Source organism: Streptomyces triculaminicus (genome assembly GCF_017349075.1).
GTDB lineage: Bacteria > Actinomycetota > Actinomycetes > Streptomycetales > Streptomycetaceae > Streptomyces > Streptomyces triculaminicus.
In genome coordinates this window covers 556,188-578,512 of the sequence record NZ_JAFMOF010000005.1, presented here as the reverse complement: position 1 = coordinate 578,512, position 22,325 = coordinate 556,188, and the positions used below count along the sequence as shown (strand labels likewise).

25 protein-coding genes and 2 tRNA genes are annotated in these 22,325 nt (G+C 69.1%); 16 read left to right on the top strand and 11 right to left on the bottom strand.

What is annotated here, in order from left to right; translation table 11 throughout:
- Positions 1 to 110: 110 nt before the first annotated feature.
- The gene (locus J1792_RS31045; RefSeq protein ID WP_207248664.1) at positions 111 to 1,181 is read right to left on the bottom strand and encodes an acyltransferase family protein; all 1,071 of its coding nucleotides are present in this window, start codon (positions 1,179 to 1,181) and stop codon (positions 111 to 113) included.
- 267 nt (positions 1,182 to 1,448) lie between these two features.
- Here J1792_RS31045 and J1792_RS31040 point away from each other — a divergent pair, with 267 nt between their 5' ends.
- Complete coding sequence (locus J1792_RS31040; protein WP_086566549.1) at positions 1,449 to 1,643, top strand: hypothetical protein; 195 nt, start codon at positions 1,449 to 1,451, stop codon at positions 1,641 to 1,643.
- 45 nt (positions 1,644 to 1,688) lie between these two features.
- Here the strand turns inward: J1792_RS31040 and J1792_RS31035 are convergent.
- A tRNA-Gly gene (locus J1792_RS31035) sits at positions 1,689 to 1,762 on the bottom strand.
- A gap of 153 nt (positions 1,763 to 1,915) precedes the next feature.
- On the opposite strand from J1792_RS31035, the gene J1792_RS31030 reads away from it, so the two are divergent.
- From J1792_RS31030 to clpX, 5 genes are all read left to right on the top strand, one after another.
- A tRNA-Pro gene (locus J1792_RS31030) sits at positions 1,916 to 1,992 on the top strand.
- A gap of 144 nt (positions 1,993 to 2,136) precedes the next feature.
- The gene (gene tig, locus J1792_RS31025) at positions 2,137 to 3,507 is read left to right on the top strand and encodes a trigger factor (protein WP_086566547.1); all 1,371 of its coding nucleotides are present in this window, start codon (positions 2,137 to 2,139) and stop codon (positions 3,505 to 3,507) included.
- Positions 3,508 to 3,970: 463 nt separating this feature from the next.
- A complete protein-coding gene (locus tag J1792_RS31020) occupies positions 3,971 to 4,576 on the top strand; it encodes an ATP-dependent Clp protease proteolytic subunit (protein WP_086566546.1) in 606 nt (201 codons plus the stop codon).
- A gap of 75 nt (positions 4,577 to 4,651) precedes the next feature.
- Complete coding sequence (locus tag J1792_RS31015) at positions 4,652 to 5,320, top strand: ATP-dependent Clp protease proteolytic subunit (protein WP_179198752.1); 669 nt, start codon at positions 4,652 to 4,654, stop codon at positions 5,318 to 5,320.
- A 214-nt stretch (positions 5,321 to 5,534) separates the two neighbouring features.
- The gene (clpX, locus tag J1792_RS31010) at positions 5,535 to 6,821 is read left to right on the top strand and encodes an ATP-dependent Clp protease ATP-binding subunit ClpX (RefSeq protein ID WP_086566545.1); all 1,287 of its coding nucleotides are present in this window, start codon (positions 5,535 to 5,537) and stop codon (positions 6,819 to 6,821) included.
- Positions 6,822 to 6,897: 76 nt separating this feature from the next.
- On the opposite strand, the gene J1792_RS31005 is transcribed toward clpX, so the two are convergent.
- Both J1792_RS31005 and J1792_RS31000 read right to left on the bottom strand, forming a co-directional pair.
- Positions 6,898 to 7,788 carry a hypothetical protein gene (locus J1792_RS31005; protein WP_207248663.1) on the bottom strand — a complete coding sequence of 297 codons (891 nt, stop codon included), beginning with the start codon at positions 7,786 to 7,788 and terminating at the stop codon, positions 6,898 to 6,900.
- Positions 7,789 to 7,839: 51 nt separating this feature from the next.
- Entirely contained in the window at positions 7,840 to 8,769 is a 930-nt protein-coding gene (locus tag J1792_RS31000; protein WP_207248662.1) for a S41 family peptidase, read from the bottom strand.
- Positions 8,770 to 9,099: 330 nt separating this feature from the next.
- On the opposite strand from J1792_RS31000, the gene J1792_RS30995 reads away from it, so the two are divergent.
- A complete protein-coding gene (locus J1792_RS30995) occupies positions 9,100 to 9,702 on the top strand; it encodes a hypothetical protein (protein ID WP_207248661.1) in 603 nt (200 codons plus the stop codon).
- 33 nt (positions 9,703 to 9,735) lie between these two features.
- A complete protein-coding gene (locus tag J1792_RS30990; RefSeq protein WP_242646827.1) occupies positions 9,736 to 10,503 on the top strand; it encodes a MerR family transcriptional regulator in 768 nt (255 codons plus the stop codon).
- A 242-nt stretch (positions 10,504 to 10,745) separates the two neighbouring features.
- Here J1792_RS30990 and J1792_RS30985 read toward each other — a convergent pair whose 3' ends face one another.
- On the bottom strand, positions 10,746 to 11,348 hold the full coding sequence (locus J1792_RS30985; protein WP_207248660.1) for a hypothetical protein: 603 nt from the start codon (positions 11,346 to 11,348) through the stop codon (positions 10,746 to 10,748).
- Between the two features lie 238 nt (positions 11,349 to 11,586).
- Between J1792_RS30985 and J1792_RS34725 the strand changes: the two genes are divergently transcribed.
- From J1792_RS34725 to J1792_RS30965, 5 genes are all read left to right on the top strand, one after another.
- A complete protein-coding gene (locus tag J1792_RS34725) occupies positions 11,587 to 11,778 on the top strand; it encodes a hypothetical protein (RefSeq protein WP_307843136.1) in 192 nt (63 codons plus the stop codon).
- Complete coding sequence (locus tag J1792_RS30980) at positions 11,762 to 12,289, top strand: DUF6879 family protein (protein ID WP_207248659.1); 528 nt, start codon at positions 11,762 to 11,764, stop codon at positions 12,287 to 12,289. The genes J1792_RS34725 and J1792_RS30980 overlap by 17 nt, the downstream gene beginning before the upstream one ends.
- Entirely contained in the window at positions 12,286 to 13,116 is an 831-nt protein-coding gene (locus tag J1792_RS30975) for a helix-turn-helix domain-containing protein (RefSeq protein ID WP_207248658.1), read from the top strand. Before J1792_RS30980 ends, J1792_RS30975 begins: the two co-directional genes overlap by 4 nt.
- Before the next feature lie 71 nt (positions 13,117 to 13,187).
- Positions 13,188 to 13,412 (top strand): DUF397 domain-containing protein, encoded by a 225-nt coding sequence (locus J1792_RS30970; protein WP_207248704.1) that lies wholly within the window; start codon positions 13,188 to 13,190, stop codon positions 13,410 to 13,412.
- Between the two features lie 76 nt (positions 13,413 to 13,488).
- Entirely contained in the window at positions 13,489 to 13,956 is a 468-nt protein-coding gene (locus tag J1792_RS30965; protein ID WP_207248657.1) for a hypothetical protein, read from the top strand.
- Here J1792_RS30965 and J1792_RS30960 read toward each other — a convergent pair.
- Both J1792_RS30960 and J1792_RS30955 read right to left on the bottom strand, forming a co-directional pair.
- The gene (locus J1792_RS30960; RefSeq protein ID WP_207248656.1) at positions 13,953 to 14,513 is read right to left on the bottom strand and encodes a hypothetical protein; all 561 of its coding nucleotides are present in this window, start codon (positions 14,511 to 14,513) and stop codon (positions 13,953 to 13,955) included. The genes J1792_RS30965 and J1792_RS30960 overlap by 4 nt on opposite strands.
- 2 nt (positions 14,514 to 14,515) lie before the next feature.
- The gene (locus J1792_RS30955) at positions 14,516 to 14,773 is read right to left on the bottom strand and encodes a GntR family transcriptional regulator (RefSeq protein ID WP_242646824.1); all 258 of its coding nucleotides are present in this window, start codon (positions 14,771 to 14,773) and stop codon (positions 14,516 to 14,518) included.
- A 147-nt stretch (positions 14,774 to 14,920) separates the two neighbouring features.
- Here J1792_RS30955 and J1792_RS36010 point away from each other — a divergent pair, with 147 nt between their 5' ends.
- Both J1792_RS36010 and J1792_RS30945 read left to right on the top strand, forming a co-directional pair.
- Positions 14,921 to 15,304: a hypothetical protein gene (locus tag J1792_RS36010; protein WP_372446202.1), complete on the top strand. Its 384-nt coding sequence runs from the start codon at positions 14,921 to 14,923 to the stop codon at positions 15,302 to 15,304.
- Entirely contained in the window at positions 15,301 to 15,537 is a 237-nt protein-coding gene (locus J1792_RS30945; RefSeq protein ID WP_207248655.1) for a DUF7848 domain-containing protein, read from the top strand. Before J1792_RS36010 ends, J1792_RS30945 begins: the two co-directional genes overlap by 4 nt.
- Positions 15,538 to 15,587: 50 nt before the next feature.
- Here J1792_RS30945 and J1792_RS30940 read toward each other — a convergent pair whose 3' ends face one another.
- The 4 genes from J1792_RS30940 to J1792_RS30925 form a co-directional block, all read right to left on the bottom strand.
- Positions 15,588 to 16,421 (bottom strand): hypothetical protein, encoded by an 834-nt coding sequence (locus tag J1792_RS30940; RefSeq protein ID WP_086571314.1) that lies wholly within the window; start codon positions 16,419 to 16,421, stop codon positions 15,588 to 15,590.
- Positions 16,422 to 16,449: 28 nt separating this feature from the next.
- Complete coding sequence (locus tag J1792_RS30935) at positions 16,450 to 17,415, bottom strand: hypothetical protein (protein ID WP_086571312.1); 966 nt, start codon at positions 17,413 to 17,415, stop codon at positions 16,450 to 16,452.
- 148 nt (positions 17,416 to 17,563) lie between these two features.
- On the bottom strand, positions 17,564 to 18,532 hold the full coding sequence (locus J1792_RS30930; protein ID WP_086571311.1) for a hypothetical protein: 969 nt from the start codon (positions 18,530 to 18,532) through the stop codon (positions 17,564 to 17,566).
- Between the two features lie 78 nt (positions 18,533 to 18,610).
- Complete coding sequence (locus J1792_RS30925; RefSeq protein WP_086571309.1) at positions 18,611 to 19,552, bottom strand: hypothetical protein; 942 nt, start codon at positions 19,550 to 19,552, stop codon at positions 18,611 to 18,613.
- A 130-nt stretch (positions 19,553 to 19,682) separates the two neighbouring features.
- On the opposite strand from J1792_RS30925, the gene J1792_RS30920 reads away from it, so the two are divergent.
- Positions 19,683 to 22,304 (top strand): valine--tRNA ligase, encoded by a 2,622-nt coding sequence (locus tag J1792_RS30920; RefSeq protein WP_207248654.1) that lies wholly within the window; start codon positions 19,683 to 19,685, stop codon positions 22,302 to 22,304.
- The last annotated feature ends 21 nt before the right edge of the window (positions 22,305 to 22,325 follow it).

The window sequence follows — 22,325 nt, the reverse complement described above, 5'->3', positions numbered from 1 at the left end:
CCGTCGTGAGGGCGACGCCGGGAGAGCCCGCCGGTACGCGAAGGGGCCCGGCGTCGAGCTGACGCCGGGCCCCTTGGCTCTGCTTGCCTCTACGTTCGTGCCCGGAGCCGCTACTGCTTGCGGAACGCCCAGTCCATCCGCGGTTCCATCACGCAGCGGAACACCCGCCGCACCGGCGCGGTGCACAGCACGGTCATCATCGCGATCGCGAGGAGGGTCACCACGACCTCGCCCACCGGCTTGCGGATCCAGTCGGCGGCGTCGTACCACTCCCACCACCGGGAGAGCTTGATCAGGAAGCCGTGCAGCAGGAACCCGTAGAGGGTGCCGCCGCCCAGCGCGGTGAACCACATCGTCCGGCGCGGCACCCAGGCGAGGAAGCAGACGATGAGCACGGCGGCGCAGGCGAAGAGGGCGAGGAGGACGACCGGGGCGGTCCAGACCGGCTCGTGCAGGCCCTGGGCGCTGTCGTTGTGGAAGAACCACTCGGTGTTCAACTGCGGCGGCTGCCAGTAGGCCACCGCGATCGCCGCGGCGAAGACCGGCACGGCGGCGATCCGCACCCAGCGCCGCCGCACCAGGTCGAAGTGGGAGCGCTTGAGGTGCAGGCCGATCACGAAGAAGGGCAGGAACTGCAGCACCCGCTGCAGGTCGAAGTCGCTGCCGACGTCGGGGGAGACCGCGGCCAGGAGGGCGATCGCGAACGAGATCGGAATCGGCCAGCGGATCACCTTCCAGATCGGCGTGGTCAGCCGCCAGATGAACAGCGCCGCCAGGAACCAGTTCAGGTACCAGGGGTTGGTCAGCGAGATGTTCTCCGGCGGCGCGTCCTCCGCCCAGTGCTGGAAGTAGGTGTAGGCGATCTCGAAGACCACGTACGGCACGACCACGCCGGTGATCAGGCGTTTGACCTTGGCCGGGCTGAGGTCGAAGCTCCGCGAGAAATAGCCGGATATGAGGATGAAGGCCGGCATGTGGAAGGCGTAGACCGTGTAGTACAGCGCCGACGCCGCGTGACTGGTGTAGGTGAGCGGCTGCCAGGCATGACCCAGGGCGACCAGGACGATCGCCAGGTACTTCGCGTTGTCGAAGAACGGGTCGCGCCCCGCCGGGGCGCCGGCCGCCGCGACGGGCGGCTCGGGAGCGGGGGCCACCGTGGCAGGAGTGGCGGTGGGGGACATTCGAGGCACCCTAGCCGTCGATGGGGGGCCGGTAAAACCCTTGCCGGCGCCCCTCCGGAGAGACTCTGAATATGGTCGGATCTTTACTCCGTCCGCATGGATTCCGACCGTACCCGCCCTCCGGCACCCCTGATAATCCCCCGATGCGGCATCAGGGCATCCCCCGGGCCGGGAAGTTGGTGGCACCATGGTTCGGCAGAGTGGGGGCGTGCGGGGCGGCATGGCTCCCGGGCCCGGCCAGGCTTCCGACCGAAGGTGTGATCAGTTGTGGCCATTTCACTGTCCGTGGTGCTGCTCCTGGCGATCATCCTGGTGGTGATGATCCGCAGCAACAACATCAAGGCGGGGCCCGCGATCGTCGCCGTGCTCTTCGGCTTCTTCCTCGCCTCCACGGGCATGGCGCCGTCGATCCACAGGTTTCTGGACTCGATCGCCCGGACCATAAGCGGCATCAACATCTGAAGGTCCCGGAAAGACAAATGCCTCCGGCCGGGGCCGGAGGCATCGTGGAGCGGGCGACGGGAATCGAACCCGCGTAGCCAGTTTGGAAGACTGGGGCTCTACCATTGAGCTACGCCCGCGTGAGCCGCACAACGCCAGAGCGGAGCGGCACGCAGTGCATCGTAGCGGGTCGACGCGGTGCGCCGCACGCCACCCCCTCACGACCCCTGTCCGCGGTCCGGCCAAGCGGCGTCCGACACCCCCGGGGGCATGTACCCTACGTCTCGCACCGACGGGGTGTGGCGCAGCTTGGTAGCGCGTCCGCTTTGGGAGCGGAAGGTCGTCGGTTCGAATCCGGCCACCCCGACCAGCAAGATCACATTGTGGGGCCCATCCTGCTTGCGGTTACTATGCAAGCTGCGCGTCCGTGTGTCCTTCTACCGGGCGCGGTCCGCTGACCATCACTATCCGATGAGCAGCAAAACCCAGCAGTCAGCCCCAAGGAGACCGAACCGTGAAGAGCGCCGTGGAGACCCTGAACCCGACTCGGGTTCGGCTCACTGTCGAGGTGCCCTTCGAGGAGCTCAAGGCCAGCCTCGACGCGGCGTACAAGAAGATCAACCAGCAGGTCACGGTGAAGGGCTTCCGCTCGGGCAAGATCCCGGCGCGCGTCATCGACCAGCGCTTCGGCCGTGGTGCCGTGCTGGAGGAGGCCGTCAACGACGCGCTTCCGAAGTTCTACACCGAGGCGGTCAACGAGGCCGACCTGAACCCGCTGGGTCAGCCCGAGGTCGACATCACCGAGCTGAAGGACGGCGAGCTGCTGGCCTTCACCGCCGAGGTCGACGTCCGTCCGACCCTGGAGATCCCGGACTACTCCGGTATCGAGGTCACCGTCGACCCGGTCGAGGTCACCGACGAGGACGTCGAGAAGTCGGTCGAGCAGCTGCGTGAGCGCTTCGCCACCACCTCCCCGGTCGAGCGCGCCGCCGCCGAGGGCGACATCGTCACCGTGGACCTCGAGGCCAAGGTCGACGGCGAGGTCCTGGAGGACGGCGTCGCGTCCGACGTCGACTACACCATCGGTTCCGGCCAGCTGCTGGACGGCATCGACGAGGCCGTGAAGGGTCTCGAGGCCGGTGCCTCCGCCACCTTCACCTCGCAGCTCAAGGGCGGCAGCGCCGAGGGCAAGGACGCCGAGATCAAGGTCGACGTCAAGTCCGTCAAGGCCCGCGAACTGCCCGAGCTGGACGACGACTTCGCCCAGCTGGCGAGCGAGTTCGACACCCTCGACGAGCTCAAGGCCGACAGCCGCAAGCGCCTCGAGCGCATGAAGAAGTTCGACCAGGCCACCCAGGCCCAGGAGAAGGTCCTCGACGAGCTCATCAAGCTGGTCGAGGTCCCGATGCCCGAGAAGCTGCTCGAGGACGAGGTCAACACTCGTAAGCACAACCTCGAGCACCACCAGCTCGGCCAGATCGGCATGGACCTGGACAAGTACCTGGAGATGCAGGGCAAGTCCGCCGAGGAGTTCGAGGCCGAGCTCAAGGAGCAGGCCGAGAAGGGCATCAAGACCCAGTTCATCCTCGACGAGATCGTCAACAAGGAGAAGGTCTCGGTCGGCCAGGACGAGCTCACCGAGCACCTGGTCCGCCGTGCCCAGTCCTCCGGCATGAGCCCCGACCAGTTCGCCCAGGCCGTCGTCGAGCAGGGCCAGGTCCCGATGCTCGTCGGTGAGGTCGCCCGCGGCAAGGCCCTCGCGACCGTCGTCGAGGCCGCCACGGTCAAGGACACCAACGGCGAGGTCGTCGACCTCGAGGACGAGGACGAGACCGCCGAGGCCGGCGAGACCGTCGAGGCCGCGGACGAGACCACCGAGGCCTGAGCCTCGCCTCGCCGCTCACCTGAGCGGCCACGGCACCCCCGGGCGGTGTGAGGGATTCCTCGCGCCGCCCGTGCGGAGCCCGGCCGCTCGCGGGGAGCCTCTCCGCCGCGTACGGAGCCCTTACGGACGGGCCCGGCCGTGACCCCCAGCCGCTTGCGCGCAGGGGGCCGCGACCGGGCCCTCCGTGCTCTCCGGCACCCGCCCGGAGGGGGCCGGGAGAGTGGCGGCCGCCGCGGCCCCGCAGGGACCCGGGAGAGGCCCCGAACCTGCGCTCAGAGCGAACAGTTCCTGATGCGGGATGGCGCCTGCCGACCAGCGCGTTAGGGTCCGTAGATACGAGGGCAGGGGAGACATGGCAGCGCGCCGGCGCCCGTACCGGCCACGCCACCCCCCGGTCCCCAGAGAAGACGCGGAGACGGCCCGTTGCCGTCAGAGACGAGCAGGTGGATACGTGACGAATCTGATGCCTTCCGCCGCCGGTGAGATCGCCATCGGTGGTGGCCTCGGCGACCAGGTCTACAACCGGCTGCTCGGGGAGCGGATCATCTTCCTCGGCCAGCAGGTCGACGACGACATCGCGAACAAGATCACCGCGCAGATGCTCCTCCTGGCCGCGGACCCGACCAAGGACATCTTCCTCTACATCAACAGCCCCGGCGGCTCGGTGACGGCCGGCATGGCGGTCTACGACACCATGCAGTACATCCCCAACGACGTGGTCACCATCGGCATGGGCCTCGCGGCCTCCATGGGCCAGTTCCTGCTGACCGGCGGCACCGCGGGCAAGCGCTTCGCGCTGCCCAACACCGACATCCTCATGCACCAGGGCTCCGCGGGCCTCGGCGGCACCGCCTCGGACATCAAGATCCAGGCCGAGCAGCTGCTGCGCACCAAGAAGCGCATGGCCGAGATCACCGCCGCGCACACCGGTCAGAGCGTTGAGACGATCATCCGTGACGGTGACCGTGACCGTTGGTTCACCGCTGAGGAGGCCAAGGAGTACGGGATCATCGACGAGATCATCACCCACGCCTCCGGCGTTCCGGGCGGCGGCGGCACCGGGGCCTGACGCCCCGGCCGGCCGGGCCCCGCGCCCGGTCGTACCGCCGAACAGCCGTATCTCAGCCCACAGACCGCCACCAGGATGGTGAACACCCGCATGAACATCTCGTCCCCCAGCGGCCTCTACACCGGCCCGCAGGCCGAGGCCCGTTACGTCGTCCCGCGCTTCGTCGAGCGCACCTCGCAGGGCGTGCGCGAGTACGACCCGTACGCGAAGCTCTTCGAGGAGCGCGTGATCTTCCTCGGCGTCCAGATCGACGACGCCTCCGCCAACGACGTCATGGCGCAGCTGCTGTGCCTGGAGTCGATGGACCCCGACCGTGACATCTCGATCTACATCAACAGCCCGGGTGGTTCCTTCACCGCGCTGACGGCGATCTACGACACGATGCAGTTCGTGAAGCCGGACATCCAGACCGTCTGCATGGGTCAGGCCGCCTCCGCCGCCGCGATCCTGCTGGCCGCCGGTACCCCCGGCAAGCGGATGGCCCTGCCGAACGCCCGCGTGCTCATCCACCAGCCGTCCAGTCAGACGGGCCGGGAGCAGCTCTCCGACCTGGAGATCGCCGCTCAGGAGATCATGCGCATGCGCACCCAGCTGGAGGAGATGCTGGCCAAGCACTCCACCCAGCCGATCGAGAAGATCCGCGACGACATCGAGCGCGACAAGATCCTCACGGCTGAGGACGCGCTGGCGTACGGTCTCGTCGACCAGATCGTCTCGACGCGCAAGTCGTCCGTCGCGGTCTGATCGGAACCGATCGGTCCGTACGGGCCGGCGCCGTTCCGTCCGGTCTCACCCACCGGCCGGTCCGGTCTCGGCCACCGTGCCGCCGATGACGGGCCCTCCCTTGGCCGAGTAGGGGCAAGGGGGGCCCGCACGGGGGGCCCGGCAAGGTACCGTCGATAGGCAAGCACCCGGGTTCGCAGAGCAAGGCGGATCCCAGGCGAAGGGGAAGCACCTCGTGGCACGCATCGGTGACGGCGGCGACCTGCTCAAGTGCTCGTTCTGCGGCAAGAGCCAGAAGCAGGTGAAGAAGCTCATCGCGGGTCCTGGTGTGTACATCTGCGACGAGTGCATCGACCTCTGCAACGAGATCATCGAGGAAGAGCTCGCGGAGACCTCCGAGGTCCGCTGGGAGGAGCTTCCCAAGCCGCGCGAGATCTACGAGTTCCTCGAGGGCTATGTGGTGGGCCAGGAGGCGGCCAAGAAGGCCCTGTCCGTGGCCGTCTACAACCACTACAAGCGCGTCCAGGCCGGCGAGAACGGCGGCCACAACCGCGACGACGGCATCGAGCTCGCCAAGTCCAACATCCTGCTGCTCGGCCCCACGGGCTCCGGCAAGACGCTGCTCGCGCAAACGCTGGCCCGCATGCTGAACGTCCCCTTCGCGATCGCCGACGCCACGGCCCTGACGGAGGCCGGCTACGTCGGCGAGGACGTCGAGAACATCCTCCTGAAGCTGATCCAGGCCGCCGACTACGACGTCAAGAAGGCCGAGACCGGCATCATCTACATCGATGAGATCGACAAGGTCGCCCGAAAGAGCGAAAATCCGTCGATCACACGGGACGTGTCGGGCGAGGGCGTCCAGCAGGCCCTGCTCAAGATCCTCGAGGGCACCACGGCCTCCGTGCCGCCGCAGGGCGGGCGCAAGCACCCGCATCAGGAATTCATCCAGATCGACACGACGAACGTCCTGTTCATCGTGGGCGGCGCCTTCTCCGGCCTGGAGAAGATCATCGAGTCGCGCGCGGGCGCCAAGGGCATCGGTTTCGGCGCCACGATCCGCTCCAAGCGCGAGATCGAGGCCAGCGACCAGTTCCAGGAGGTCATGCCGGAGGACCTGGTGAAGTTCGGGATGATCCCCGAGTTCATCGGCCGTCTCCCCGTGATCACCAGCGTCCACAACCTCGACCGCGAGGCCCTGCTGCAGATCCTGGTCGAGCCGCGTAACGCCCTGGTGAAGCAGTACCAGCGCCTCTTCGAACTCGATGGTGTGGAGCTCGACTTCGACCGCCCGGCCCTCGAGGCCATCGCCGACCAGGCGATCCTGCGCGGCACCGGCGCGCGAGGCCTGCGCGCCATCATGGAAGAGGTCCTGATGTCGGTGATGTACGAGGTCCCGTCCCGCAAGGACGTCGCCCGCGTCGTGATCACCGCGGACGTCGTGCAGTCGAACGTCAACCCGACGCTGGTGCCGCGCACGCGCGGCAACGAGCCGGGGGAGCGGCACGAGAAGAGCGCGTAGCGCGCGCCAGTACGTACGGAGGAGGGGGCGCCCGGCCGGATGGCGGGGCGCCCCCTCAGCGGTTTGTCGTGAGGACTCAGTCGCCGTGGACGAAGATCTCTTCGGCAGTGGACACGGTGACAGCCGCCTCCAGCCAATACCCCAAGGTGTCCATGAAGGTGCAGGTCATGATGCGCTCATGGACTGCGGGTGACACGGGGATGCCCCGGCTTTCCAGGACGCGCAGCACCGATTCCGCACTTTGCTTCAGTCGGCCCTCAGCCTCGGCTTCCAGCCACGTCTGCTCGATGAGGGTGCCACGGCCGGGGAAGAAGGTACGCGGCATGAGTTTCCTCCAGATCTCTCGCGCCGGGGTGTTCCCCAGGCCGATTTCCAGCAGTTCCGAGTAGTAGGCGTTGGACTCCGGGTCAGCGGACGCCAGGGCGCTTGCCAGTGCCTCCAGTATGGCCGGAGCCGCTTGCTCGCGAGCGTGAGTCATGGCGGAGAACGCCGTCAGAGCCAGGTTCCGGGCGGCGCGGTCCGGACTGGTGATGACGGGAACGTTCGCGGGCCCGAGGACCAGCGGGTGCACGGACAGCGCGGTCCAGCCCTCGGGGCCGAGCCGGAACGGGCCGGCCGCCCAATCGGCCGTCGCCGTGTCGTGGCAGACCACGAGCAGCAGCGCGGGGCACGCGTACTTCGCCTTCAGAAACGACAGGTAGTACGCCCAGCTGACTGCCTTGTCCGGGTCGCGGCGCCCCTGTGCCTCGATGGCGAGGAGGAAGCCGCTGCTGTCGTCGGGCGGCTTGATGCGCAGCACGCTGTCCACGCGCCGCTCCAGCGGCCTGATCTCCGTGACATCCGCCGAGAGCACCTCGACGGATGCCTTCTCCGGTAACGGCACGTCCAGGATTCGGAACACTGGCGCGAGCAGCTCCGGACGGTCCTGAAAGATCCGGTGAGCCGCCTCGTGGTGTGAAGTGACCACGGCCTGACGGTAGGACCGCGATCTGAGCGGCTTCCTGTCTTTGGCGAGCGTTCACCCGTTCGAGTAGTGCTCCTCGATGTGCCGCAAGGTGGCCTCGAGCGCGTCGCCCGCCGCCGTCGGGATGTCCGGGACGACACCGACGCCCTCCCAGTTGGTCCCGGTGACGGTGCTGATGGTGCGGGCGGCGGGCACGGTGACGGTGATGTGCTCGGTGACGGGGTAACGGGCGGTGGGGTGGGCGCCGCCGCGGGTCGTCTCGCCGACGAGCGTGGCGCGGCCGTGCGCCTGGAGGGTGTAGGCGATGTCCTCGCCCGCCGAGAACGTCGCGGCGCTGGTGAGCACGTAGACCGGACGGCCGAGGTAGCGGGGCGCGGGCAGGTGCCCGGCGGTCCAGTACTGCCGGGTGGTGTCGGTGGCGCGCTCGTAGATGTCGTTGAGGTGCACCTGGTCGTCGGCGAAGAAGTAGCTGCACCACATGGCGGCCCCCTCGGGCACGCCGCCGCTGCACGCGCGCAGGTCGAGGACGAGCGCGCGGGTGCCCGCCGCCATCTCCATGGCCGCGCCGATCGTACGGGCCCCCTCGTCCGGGAAGGCGACGCGCCGGACGTCGATGTGGCCGACCCCGCCCTCCAGGAACTCGAAGCGCCGGACGCCCTGGTTCTCCTTCCGCAGCAACGCGAGGAAGGCCGCCTGCCCGGTCTCCTTGTCCTTGTCCGCCGTATCCATGGACTGCGGCTCGTCCTGCCACAGCAGCCGCAGGTGCCGGTCCGGACAGGCCTCCTGCAGGTGAGCGGTCACGGCCTCGCAGAACGCGGGGCCGGTGAGTCCCTCGTACTCCCCGGAGGCGAGCCGGCCGCGCAGCGCGGCGTCTATGGCCGCGACCCGTTCGGGGAAGACGTAGCCGGCGGTTATGCGCTCGAGGGCGCGGTCGATGACGAGGGCGGCGTCGGCGGCGGTGAGCGCGAGATCATTGGTAGGCATGAGTGCGGAGCGTACGGGGCGGCGCGAGGCGTGGGTAGGGATTTTGTTCGGGCGGCTCTACCCGCCCAAGCTTCCCTGACCGAGGGCCCCGAGGGCCCCGAGGGGTTCGGGAGGTGCGAGGGTCTGGGGAGGCCTGAGTAGCAATCTGAGTAGGAGCGCTCAGGGCGGGCTTCGGCCGGGGCGCGATGCTGGAGGCATGACGACGCCCGCTCCCGCCTGCCCGCCCACGTACCCGCCGCACCCCGGCTACGCACCGCCGTTCCGCCCCCGTTCCCGCCCGCCCCTCCGGTGGCGCCACGGCGGACGCGCGGGGCCGTGGTGGCCGGGGTCGTGGCGTTGATCGTGCTGGCGGTCGGGGGTGGCACCGCCTGGTGGCTGACGCGTGGTGAGGACGGTGCGCTGGCCGGCCGGCCGCGGGTGACGGACGCGGCGGCCGGGATCTCCTATGCGATACCCGAGGGCTGGAAGCACGACGAGGGGAAGGAGCTCATCAACGCCTTCACCTCGTCGATCACCGGGAAGCGCACCGAGGGCGGCAGCCGGGGCGCGGGCCAGGACAAGGGCGGGAGCGTCGTCCTCGCCGGCCGGTCCCGTGGCGTACCGGAAGCCGATCTGCAGCGGCAGGTGGAGCGGGCGGCCCGGTCGAACGCCGAGTTCTTCTACCCCGACGGCAGCTCCACGCGGGAGGAGTCCCGCCCTACGGCGGTCAGCGGCCGCCCCGCGCACACCGTGGTGCTGAAGGTGAACGACGGCAAGGGCGGGGAGGCCCACCTCCGTATGACCCTCATCGCGGTGGACACCAGCCGCTCGGCCTTCCTCCTCGGCCTCACCCAGCCGGCCGACCCGTCCGCGAACAAGCTGGTCGACGCGGTGCTGGAGAGCGCCACCGTGAGCGGGCCCGAGCGGGGGACCGGCGGTCGTATCCCGGCTTGAACCTGACGCGGCGTGAGGATGCATCGTTGTCCCATGACCGCATCCGCAAGCTGGAAGGTGGGCCCGCTGGCCGAGGCCAGCGGGCTGACCGTGCGCACACTGCACCACTGGGACGCCATCGGCCTCCTCAGCCCCTCACAGCGCAGCCAGGGGGGACACCGGGAGTACACCGAAGGAGACCTCGTCCGCCTCTACCACGTGCTGGCGCTGCGCAGCCTGGGGCTCGGCCTGGACACCATCGCCGCCTGCCTCGACGCCGGAGTCGACCCGACGCGGCTGGTCCGTGACCACACGGCCGGCGTCGAGGCCTCCCTCGCCGCGCTCGAAACCCTGCGGGAGCGGCTCGTACGGCTCGGCGACGCGCTGGCGGCCGGCCGGGCCCCCTCGGCCGACGCCCTGCTCGACGCGCTGAAGGCGATCGGCGGCACCGGCCCGGAGGCCGAACACACGCTGCGCCGCCACCTGGACGCCGACCAGATCCAGGCCCTGCGGACCCGTGCCGCCGCCCTGGGGCCCGCGATGCACTACCTGCTCGAGGTCGAGTGGCCGGAGCTGTACCGCAGAGCCGACCGGCTCCGCGCGGCCGGTACTCCGCCCACCGATCGCAAGGTCCGCCGGCTGGTGGCCCGCATGGACGAGCTGAGCGTGTTGTTCACCGGCGGCGACGCCGGCATTTCGGCGGGCGTACGGGACGCCTGGCACGACGACCCCGCCGCCATGGCCGCGGACCCCGGCGCTCCGGCCGACGACTGGCGCGAGCTGGCCGACTACCTGAGCCGCGCCCGCCAGAGCCCCGCCTGACCGGCCGTCCGTGCCGTCCCCCTTGTCGATCCCTGACTTCCGAAGGAGCCCGGCCATGAGCCGCCGAACCCGTCTGCGTATCGCCCTGACCTCAATGTTCCCCACGCTCCTGGCCGTTCCGGCCTGCTGCCTCCTGGCCGCGGCCGGCATGGTGCCGTGGAGCCTCCTCCTCGCCCTGCCGGTCGCGCTCGCGGTGCACGCCGCCGTCACGTTCCGCCGCCTGAACCGAAGCCTGCCGGACGCTACTTCCGGCCGTCCTGGTGCAGCGGCCCCTTGCCCGTGAGGACGTAGCCGCCCTCGACGACCTTCGCGTCGGGCGCCGGGGCCATGCACTTGGTCAGCAGGGGCTCGCCCTTCTTCGTGGCCCCGGACAGCCCGATCCGGCTGGGGCCGCCGTCCTTGCCGGCGACGTGGAAGCTGACGCCCATGCGGGTGTGCGGGTCCAGCTCCTTCCGCCAGGGGTGGCCGGGGCTGGTACGGACGAGCCTGCCCGTCACGGTCGCGTTGGGGCCGCCGGTGGTGAGGCAGTCGACCGTGAAATCCCCCCAGAAGACCAGCGGCTTCTTGCCGTTCGGCTGATCGATCTTGTGAGAGATGCGGAAGGTGCCCGAGGACTTCGTGGGGAAGACCGGGCTCTTCGAGGTGTACGTGCCGTAGGCGTCGACGGTGACCCGGATGTCATTGCCGGGGGCGGGGAAGTCCATACGGGCCGAGCCCTTGAGCGAGGCGGTGGTCGTGGCGAGCGGCGCCTCCACGGCCGAGGCGCCAGGGGCCATGGCCGTGGTCCCGGTCGCGGCGGCCAGCACGGCGAGGAGGACGCCGGCGCGAAGAACGGTCTTTCTCATGACGGTTCCCGATCTGTGGGCAGGTGCTGTGATCACCCCCGATCCTGGCCGCCTGCCGCCCACCGCCCATCCGTCGCCCGGACGACATGCGCCGCAGCCGGTCCGCCGCATGGGGGAACGGCCGGTTGGATGGCATGTCGGCCCGCTGCGGTTTCCAGTAACCGCAACACGATCCCCTTGCCGACTGCGTGCCGGGCTCGGGACGATCGGACGCGACACCGGCCGGCGAGGGGGCAGAGTGAGGCTGACGCGGCTCGTAGGTGAGTGCGACGGGGGCGAGTGCCCCACCATCTATCGCACAGATCGGGGAACGCTTGCCTTCCAGGGTGAGCGGATCACCGACCACGGGATACGGGTTCCGGAGCACGAAGCCATGGTGGAGATCCCCGTCGAACTGATCCGAAGGACCATTCGTGACAAGCTCATCTAGAACTCTGGGCGAGTGGTTCTCGGAGTTCGAGCAGGAGGCGTTCCGGCTGGAGACGCTGGACGACTACAGCCAGTCGGGCGGCGTGGACGCGTACCACGCCTTTCTGGCCGGTGAGGAACAACCGGAGTCGTTCGTGTCGGCCGACTGGGTGACCACCGTGCGCAGCGCGACCCGAGCGGGAAAGCGCATGTATCGAGTACACGTTCTGTCCCGCCCGCTGACCGATTACCTGCGGTTCGAGCTGGGGTGGGGGTACCGGCGCAATGCTGCGGCAGGTGAGGAGTTCTACATCCTCGACATCACCGAGCGCGAGAGCCCACTTCCGGGAGTGCCGGACTTCTGGATGTTCGACAACCGTGTCGTCGGCGCCATGAGGTACGACGGTGCCGGAAAGTACTTGGGGGCCGAGTTCCTGGGAGACGACAGGCTGGCCGAGTTCAGTACGTACCGGGACACCGCCTTGGCTCATGCCGAGCCGTTCCCGGAGTGGTGGGCAAAGTACGGCGAGTGAACCGATCCGAACTTGGTTCCGCGCTGCGGGCACTGCGGGAGGCCTCAGGGATGGAGGCCAAGGCCGTGGCCCGCAGCGCAGCCATGTCCAGATCCAAGCTGAGCAAGATCGAGACGGGCAGTGTTGCCCCCAGTGTGGTCGACGTGTCGCAGATCCTCACGGCCCTGGGGGTGTCGGGCGAGGTCAAGGCCGAGTACATGGCTGCGGCCCGGGCAGCGGCTACCGAGGCCACGGCGTGGCGGCTCTATCGCCGACTGGGATATCACCGCAAACAACAGCAGGTGCAGGCCCTGGAGTCGAACACGAAGCTGTTGCGGCTCTTCCAGTCTTCGTTGATCCCAGGGCTGCTTCAGACTCCTGAGTATGTACGGGCCGTTTGGACACGCATGGATCTCGGGGAAGAGCAATTGGCCCGTGTCACGGCGGCGCGCCTGGCGCGTCAGGGCATCCTCTATGACGCTTCGAAGACCTTCCGTTTCGTCATCACGGAATCGGTCCTGCGGTGGCGGATCCTTCCGGCGCTGGTCATGGTGGGGCAGTTGGACAGGTTGATTTCCGTTTCCCGGCTGCCGAACGTCGACATTCGCATCGTCCCCCAGGCGGCGCCACAGAGCGATTTCCCATCGCATTCCTTCTCCATCAAGGATGACCGGATGGTGACCGTGGAAACGGTGCACGCGGAGTTGGTGGTCACCGACCCCAGGGATGTCAACCTGTACGTGGAGAAGTTCGAACGGTTCGAGATCTCGGCCATTTCGGGCGACGACGTCCGCTCCTTCGCTGCCGGCATCCGCGACGACTACTTGACCGAACAGGAAACCCTCTAGGTTCGCATCCCGCTTCTGTTCCACGATGTGCCGGTGACCGCATCGTTTCTTGGGAAGGTGGACCAATGAGCGTGACCGACCTGTACAGCCTGTCTTTGAACGGGACCAGGTTCATGAAGGCGTGCGGGGGCAATACGCACCCTGACGGCGAAGCGTGCGTCACTCTCGCGCGGATCGGTGGCGGCGCCTGGGCGGTGGGCGACAGCAAGCGGCCGGAGGCGGAGCCCCTGAGGTTCACGACGGCGGAGCTGGACGCGGCGGGCATCGACCCGGGTCGCTTCGGGCTTTCGGCCTGACCCTCATCGAGCCGTAGCTCCCGCTCCCCGGTGAAGGGGGCGGGAGCCGCCCACCCGCACGCGAACGGAACGTTCCATGCACTTTCACGGCTACCTGTGGGTCGGCGACAAGGCCATTTTCGACAAGGAGAGCGTTAGACGCCCGCCGTTGCCCGTGGAACCGGCAATGCCCAGTCCGCCGGACGTTGTTGAGCGGTACCGCGCTGCCGTCGCCGAGTGGCGGGTGACCGACGTGCCCCCGCTGGAGGTGGCGTACTGGTTGGTGAAGCCGGCCGGGCTTGTCCGGGGGACGTGGGCGCACCCGAAGGACGCCGCGCGATGGCTGGGAGACCGGCTGGCAGAGTACGCGCCGCGGTTCGCCGCGCGGAGTGACCGGGATGCGACGCGGCTCGCGCAGCGGGTGTTCCATGCGGCCGAGACGCTGGCGTTGGGCGGGGACGTGTCTTTCGGTTACTACCTGCGTCGGCCGCACTTTCTCAGCCTGGCTGTGGTGACGTGCTCGCCGAATCGCTCGGCGGCGAACCGGGAGTGCCCGGCGCCCTAAGCGTGCTGCTGCCGCAGGCGCAGCTTGCGCCACTCCACTTCTTCGACAGTCATCGGGGCCGTGATGCTGTTGACGTCACCGACCCGGAGGTTGCCCGGGGTGAGGTACTCGTCGTGCGCGCCGATGACGCTCACGGCCGCCAGTGACTCGGGCTGCCAGAACCAGCGGTAGTGCGGCGACTGGTCCGAAGGGACCTCGACGAGAGGCGTGCCGCGCTTCGCCAGCAGCCGCTGCAGCTTCTCGAACCGCAGCCGCCGCTCGAACCGGCCGTACCGGGTCCGGAGCGTCTTCTCGACAACATCGCTCCGCCCGTACGCGAGCCGGTGCACCTGCAGCGTGAAGTGGTGGCCCGCCCACGGGTGCTCGGCGGACTCGCGGCTCCAGAAGAACTCCGTCATGCCGTAGTCACGCCACATGTTGTGGACGTCGAAGGAGTTCTCGCCGAAGTCCGGCCCCAGGAGCTTCGCTACTTGGTCGGGGGTGTCCGTCGGCTTCGCGCCGAGGACCGTGCCGGAGGTGATGACGTCCATGTAGAACGCCAGGGAGTGGGGCGTCATGGTCAGGTGGTGGGGCGCTGACCGGTCACGAACGAGCCCATGCCGTGCGTGGTGACGATCAGCCCTTCCTCGCGCAGCGCGGCGGTGACCTTGCGAACCGTTCCGCGTGCGACGCCGAACTCCTGCTCGAGCAGCACCTCGGAGACCAGGTGGTTCGGCTGGTACTCACCTGTCTCGATGCGCTGGCGGATCACGTCTCTGATCTGCTGCCACTTCGGCTTGGTCGGGTCGAACTCCATCACGCGGGTGACTGTACGCATGAATGTCCAAGTGAAGATAGATATTCAATTCCTTGGACGACCATGGACATGGGTGAAAGACCCGCTCTATCGTGGTCACAGGAGCCCCCCGCGACCGTGCGACCGGCCCGGGGGAATGGCCACCAGCTACACGCAGGAGCTGATGACGTGAGGGACTCTATCGCCCGCTTCCTCCGCCGGGTAAGGGTCGCGTGGGCGCCCGCGACGGCGGCAACGGTCGACGTTCGAGCCGCAGCGCCGCCGCCGGAACCGCAGGCGGTGTTCGCGTTCGTGGGCGCCCACGGGATCGACATCCGGCGCCGCCCGGCCGAACCGATCGAGTGCCGCTGCCCCGCCCCCGAGCATCAATTCGCCCCCGAGCCGGGCGCGTTCGTCGTCGACACGCGTCGCGACAAGGTCGGCCAGGTCATGGGCCACGAAGGCCCCCGGTTGCAGCTTCGCCCACCACGTGGCGGCCGGGAGTGGGAGGCGGCGCCCGAGGACGTACGACCCGTCACGCACGCGGAAGCGGTCGGCGGGTGGGTGAAATGAGCGCTCACGCCGTGATCAGGTGGGCCGACTGGACGATCGGTCCCGACGTGGCGCCGGAGGCCCCGGTCGTCGACTTCGAGATGCAGTGCATCGAGTGCGGCGCCTCGTCCGGGGCCGACGAGGACTTCGAGACCGCGCGAGACTGGGCCTTCCGGCACGTCGGGCGCAGCCCGTCCCACACGGCATTCCGTGAGGTCATCCACCGGCCCTGGCGCGCGACGCTCGTCGGGTGACGCAAACGGCCGCCGTGACCGACGGATGGCGGTCGCGGCGGCCGTGACGGTCACTTGTCCTTGCGGACCTCGTTGCGGATGTTGGCCGTGGCCTCGGAGAGGTCCTTGGCCGACATGACGTTGCCGCCGGCAGAGGTGACGGTTCCGGCGATGCCGCCGGAGGTCTTGGTGACCTGGTGCTCGACGATGCCCACCGCGCTGCTGTCGGCCCAGACGCAGGTGCTGACCTCCGTGTGGGTCGACGTGGGGCCGGCGGTCCTGTCGGCCTTCTGCGTCAGGCACTTGACCACCGTGCCGTCGAAGCCGTTCGGGTGGTAGACGGCGGTCGGCGAGACGGTCTCGATGCTCGTCTTGAACGTCTCCGCGCTGCGCTTCTGGTTCTCGTCCATCTTCGCGAGCATCGCGTCGGCCGTCTTGCCGGGATCGGCGATCTCGCCGTAGATGCCGGTCACCCGGAGCTTCTGCTTCTCGTCGTTGCGGTACGAGCCCTTCACGGCCGTTCCGTTGACGATGCCCATCTCCTTGGCCTTGGCGTCGTTGCTGAGGTCCTCGGTCTCCTTCGCGCCCTCGAGGGACTGCTTGGTGTACTTCCCGTCGAGCAGCTTCTCCGGGAGCGCGATCGTGTACGGCTTCATCCTGCTGTCGTCCTGGCCGTTGGACCCGGACGTGAAGAACAGGATTCCGCCCCCGATCGCGCCGGCCGCGATGATGGCACCGAACGCGATGCCGATCGCCTTGCCCTTGCCGCCGCCGCGCTGGGGCGGCATCGGAGGCTGGCCGTAGTACGGGCCTGGCTGCTGCGGCGGGCCCCAGGCACCGGGTGCCTGCGGCTGCTGCGGCGGTATCGGCGGCGGGCCGTACGGGCCCGGCTGGTTGTGGCTCATGTGAATCCCCCGTAGAACCGTCGCCGGCCTACTTCTCCTTGCGGACCTCGTTACGGACCTTGGCCGTCGCCTCGGAGAGCTCCTTGGCCGACATGACGTTGCCGGTGGCGGCCATGGAGCTCGTGCTCCCGGTCAGGCCGCCCGAGGTCTTCGAGACCGTGTGACGGACCATGCCCACGGCGCTCGAGTCGCCCCAGATGCAGATGCTGATCTCGGCGGAACTGGAGATGCTGCCCGCCGAGTAGGTGGACTTCTTCGTCTGGCACTTCATGATGGCGCCGTCGAAGCCGCTCGGAGTGAACATGGTCCAGGGCGTGACCGTCTCGACCTGCGCGCCCTGGACGAGAGTCTCGCTCTTCTTCGCGCCCTCGTCCATCTTGGCGACCATGGCGTCCACAGTCTTCTGCGGGTCGGAAAGCTCGCCATAGGCGCCTCCGACGTACAGCTTCTGCTTCTGGTCGTTCGTGTAGTTGCCCTTGACGCCGGTGCCGTTGGAGATTCCCATCTCCTTGGCGGTCTTGTCGTTCGTGATGTCCTCGGTGTCCTTGCCGGCCGCGGCGCCCGGCGTCGCGCTCTTCGTGAACTTCCCGCCCAGCAGCGACTCCGGCATCACCATCGTGTACGGCTTCACCTCGCCGTCACTGCCCGCGCCGCCCAGGAAGAAGACGGCACCGCCCACGATGGCGCCCACCACCACGAGCGCGCCCACCACGAGGCCGATGGTCTTGCCCTTGCCGCCGCCCTGGGGCGGCATCGGCGGCGGGTACTGGCCCGGAACGCCCGGCATGCCCGGCTGCTGGCCGTAGGGGCCCGGCATGCCGGGGTGTTGCGGCTGGCCCCAGCCGCCCGGGTGCGGCTGCTGCGGCGGGGCGCCGTACGGCGCCGCCGGCGCCGGGGGCTGCTGCGGGTAGCCGTAACCGGGGGCACCGGGCTGGCCGTACGGCGGCTGTTGTGGGGGCTGGCCGTAGGGGCCCGGCTGCTGGGGGTAGCTCATCGTGTCTCTCTTCGGTGGGGACGTGCGCGACGGTGGTGGGGGTGCTCACGCGACAGATGGTCAACATCCTTGCGGATGGCTTATCCCAGCCTTACCTCGGAGACGCAACGGTTTCGGAACAGTCCCGTCTCCGTTGCGGGGCCGGGTGTTACGGGATTTCGACGCGGGTCTCGCGGCGCAGCTTGGCCGTGATGTCGCCCGCGGAGGCGAGGGGGATGTCCTCCTCGTTGAGCACCTTCGCCGCGTCGACCACGAAGACGCTGCCGACCGTGCTGTGGTCGGCCCAGATGCACAGCGGCATCTTGATGGGCTTGGGCGCGGTGGCGTCCTTGATCTCCGTCTTCTGGCACTTCATCACGGCGCCGTCGTCGAGGCCCTCGGGGGTGACCTTCTCCGGCTTGCCCTCGAGCTGGGTCTTGCTGTCGTCCTTGGACGCCAGCGAGACGCTCAGGAACATGCTGTCGACGGTGCTCTCGGGGTTGGCGACCTCGCCCCACAGGCCGCTCAGGCGCAGGGCCTTGCGGGTGAGGGCGGCGCCGTCGGTCTTCCACGCGCCGGCGATGCTCTCGGCGTTCTTGATGCCGACGATGGCGAGCTGGCTCTTGTCCTTGCCGGCGAAGCCGTCGTTGCTGCCGCTGGCGTCGTACTTGTACTCGCCGAGGACGGTGTCCGGCGTGGTGATCTTGTAGCGCTTGCCGGCGACCGGGGTCGCGGAGGGGGCGGCGCTGCTCGCGCTCGCCGACGGGGTGGCGCTGGCCTTGGGCTTGGCGTCGTCGGACTTGTCGCCCTTGCTGCTGCCCAGGAGGACGAATCCGCCGCCCACGATCGCGCCGACGAGGATGACGGCGCCGACCGCGATGCCGATGGCCTTGCCCTTGCCGCCGCCCTGCGGGGGCACCGGCGGGCCCATCGGCGGCGGGTACTGGCCGGGCACGCCCGGTCCGCCGGGCTGCTGGGCGTACGGGTTGGGCTGGGCGTACGGGCTCGGCTGGGCGTACTGCCCGGGCTGCGCGTACGGGTTGGGCTGGGGCTGGCCCTGCGGCGGCAGCGGCGGCTGCTGAGGGGGCTGCTGAGGCGGTATGCCACCGCCGTACGGGTTCGGCTGCTGGTCGGTCATCGTTGCCTTCACGTCTCTCACCGCCACGGGACTCGCGGCGGAACGGTTGCGCGCCATCCTCGCCGATGGCGCGTCGCGCTACTTCTTCGGGATCTCCACGCGTACGTCGGCGCGGAACTTCGCGGTGAGCCGGCCCGCTTCGTCCACAGACGTCTCCTTGCCGGCCATGGCGGTCGCCATGTCGACAGTGAACACCGCCGCCGTGGTGCTGTGGTCGGCCCAGATGCACAGCTGCATCATCGGGTGCTCGCCGCTTGGCGTGGTGGAGCCCACCACGCGGACCGCCTGGCACTTCATCACGCCGTCGTCGAAGCCGCTCGGGGAGACCGCCTTGGGGCTGCCGACGAGCTGGAGCTGGCTGCTCTTCTTGCTGTTCGCGGCGCGCATGCCGGTGAACATGTTGTCCACCACGGTCTCGGGCTTCTTGATGCGCCCCCAGGCGCCCATGAACCGGATCTGCTTGCCGGTGAGCTGCGCTCCGGGGGTCTGGTACACGCCGCTGAGGGTCTCGGGGTCGGCCACGCCCATGCCCTTGAGGTCGTCCTTCGCGGCCGTGCCGAACTCCGGAAGCTTCGCGTCGCGGTCCAGTTCGTACTCGCCGACGACCTTCTCCGGGGTCGTCAGCTTGTAGTGCTTGCCGTCGTCCGGGACCGAGCTGCCGCCCGCGAAGAAGAGGAAGCCGCCGATCACGACGGCGCCGACGACGATGACCGCGCCGAGCGCGATGCCGATGGCCTTGCCCTTGCCGCCGCCCGGCGGCGGGACCGGCGGCGGGTAGGGAGCCGGATAGGGGGCGGGGTACGGAGACTGCTGTGCTCCCGGATGGCCGTACGGGCCGGGATAGCCGTAGCCGGCGGGCTGCTGCCCGTAGCCGGCGGCGGGCTGCTGACCGTACGGCCCCTGCTGCTGCCCGTACGCGTCCGGCTGTCCGTAGCCGCCGGGCTGCCCGTAGGGGTTCGGCTGCTGGGGCGGCTGCGGCGATATGCCGCCTCCGTACGGGCCCGGCTGCTGGTGGCTCATCGTCGCCTCTGTGTCTCGACAGACATGGATAGGTCATCCTTCACGATCGTTTATCCGTCGCTTACGGCGGGGCCGGGCCGGACGGAAACGGGTTCGTGAGCTGTCACCCCCGCCCCGTAGAATTCCCCCCGTGACCGAGAACACTCAGCAGACACCAGACAGCGCCCCCGAACTGCCGACCCAGTACGCGCCGGCCGCGGTAGAGGGACCGCTGTACGAGCGCTGGGTAGAGCGCGGTTACTTCACGGCCGACGCCAAGAGCGAGAAGCCCCCGTACACCATCGTCATCCCCCCGCCGAACGTCACCGGCTCGCTCCACCTGGGCCACGCCTTCCAGCACACGCTCATGGACGCCCTCACCCGGCGCAAGCGCATGCAGGGCTTCGAGGCGCTGTGGCTGCCCGGCATGGACCACGCCGGCATCGCCACGCAGAACGTGGTCGAGCGTGAGCTCGGCAAGGAGGGCGTCTCCCGCCACGACCTGGGCCGTGAGGCGTTCACCGAGCGCGTCTGGCAGTGGAAGGAGGAGTACGGCGGCAAGATCCTCGGCCAGATGCGTCGTCTGGGTGACGGCGTCGACTGGAGCCGTGAGCGCTTCACCATGGACGAGGGCCTCTCCAAGGCCGTCCAGACGATCTTCAAGAAGCTCTACGACGACGAGCTGATCTACCGCGCCGAGCGCATCATCAACTGGTGCCCCCGCTGCCTCACCGCGATCTCCGACATCGAGGTCGAGTACCAGGACGACGACGGCGAGCTCGTCTCCATCACCTACGGCGAGGGTGACGAGACGCTGGTCGTCGCCACGACCCGCGCCGAGACGATGCTCGGCGACACCGCCGTGGCCGTCCACCCGGAGGACGAGCGCTACGCCCACCTCGTCGGCAAGCGGATCAAGCTGCCGCTGACCGACCGCACGATCCCGGTGGTCGCCGACACCCACGTCGACCCCGAGTTCGGCACCGGTGCCGTCAAGGTCACGCCCGCGCACGACCCCAACGACTTCGCGATCGGCCAGCGCCACGGCCTCGAGTCGATGACCGTCATGGACGAGCGCGGCATCATCACCGTCCACGGCCCGTTCCTCGGCCTGGACCGCTTCGAGGCCCGCTCCGCCATCGTCGGCGCCCTGCGCGCCGAGGGCCGGATCGTGGCCGAGAAGCGCCCCTACGTCCACTCCGTCGGTCACTGCTCGCGCTGCAAGACGACGCTCGAGCCGCGTCTGTCCATGCAGTGGTGGGTCAAGGTCGAGCCGCTCGCCCAGGCGGCCGGCGACGCCGTCCGCGACGGCAAGGTCGCCATCCACCCGGCGGACATGTCGAAGCGCTACTTCGACTGGGTCGACAACATGCACGACTGGTGCATCTCGCGCCAGCTGTGGTGGGGTCACCGCATCCCCGTCTGGTACGGCCCCGACGGCGAGACCGTCTGCGTCGGCCCCGACGAGCAGCCGCCGTCCGGCGAGGGCTGGACCCAGGACCCGGACGTCCTGGACACCTGGTTCTCCTCCGGCCTGTGGCCGTTCTCCACGCTCGGCTGGCCGGCGAAGACCCCGGACCTGGAGAAGTTCTACGCCACCGACGTCCTGGTCACGGGCCACGACATCATCTTCTTCTGGGTCGCCCGGATGATGATGTTCGGCCTGTACGCGATGGACGGCGAGCCGCCGTTCCACACGATCGCGCTCACCGGTCTGGTCCGCGACCAGTTCGGCAAGAAGATGTCGAAGTCGTCGGGCACCGCCGTAGACCCCCTGGACTGGATGGACCAGTACGGCTCCGACGCCGTCCGCTTCACCCTGGCCAAGGGCGCGAACCCGGGCACGGACGTGCCGATCGGCGAGGACTGGGTCCAGGCGTCCCGCAACTTCGCCAACAAGATCTGGAACGCCACCCGCTTCGCGCTGATGAACGGCGCCACGCTCGAGGGCGAGCTGCCGCCGGCCGAGGAGCTGTCGGCCACCGACCGCTGGATCCTCTCCCGGCTCAACGCCACCATCGCCGAGGCCGACGCCTACTACGACGACTACCAGTTCTCGAAGCTCACCGACGCCCTCTACCACTTCGCGTGGGACGAGGTCTTCGACTGGTACGTCGAGCTGTCCAAGACCACGTTCATGGGCGGCGGCGAGCCGGCCAAGGTCTCGGCGCGCGTGCTCGGCGAGGTCCTGGACGTCACGCTCAAGCTGCTGCACCCGGTCATGCCCTTCGTGACCGAGACGCTGTGGACCACGCTCACGGGCAAGGAGTCGGTCGTCATCGCCGACTGGCCCAAGGACAGCGGCTTCCGTGACGCCGCCGCCGAGGCCGAGATCGAGAACCTCCAGCAGGTGATCACCGAGGTCCGCCGCTTCCGCGCCGACCAGGGCCTGCAGCCCGGCCAGCGCGTCCCGGCGACGCTCGACCTGTCGGGCACGTCGCTGGCCGCCCACGAGGGCGCGATCCGTCAGCTGCTGCGCCTGCAGCCGGCCGAGGACGGCTTCCAGGCCACCGCGACCCTGCCGATCGCCGGTGCCACGGTCGCCCTCGACCTGTCCGGCACGATCGACGTCGAGGCCGAGCGCAAGCGTCTGGCCAAGGCGCTGGCGGCGGCCGAGAAGGACAAGGCGCAGTCCACGGCCAAGCTGGGCAACGAGGCGTTCCTCGCCAAGGCCGCCGAGGCCGCCGTGGAGAAGATCCGCAAGCGGCTGGAGACGGCCGAGGCCGACATCGAGCGGATCACCGCCCAGCTCGAGGGCCTGCCCAAGGGCTGACGCCCCCGGGCGGCGCCCCGA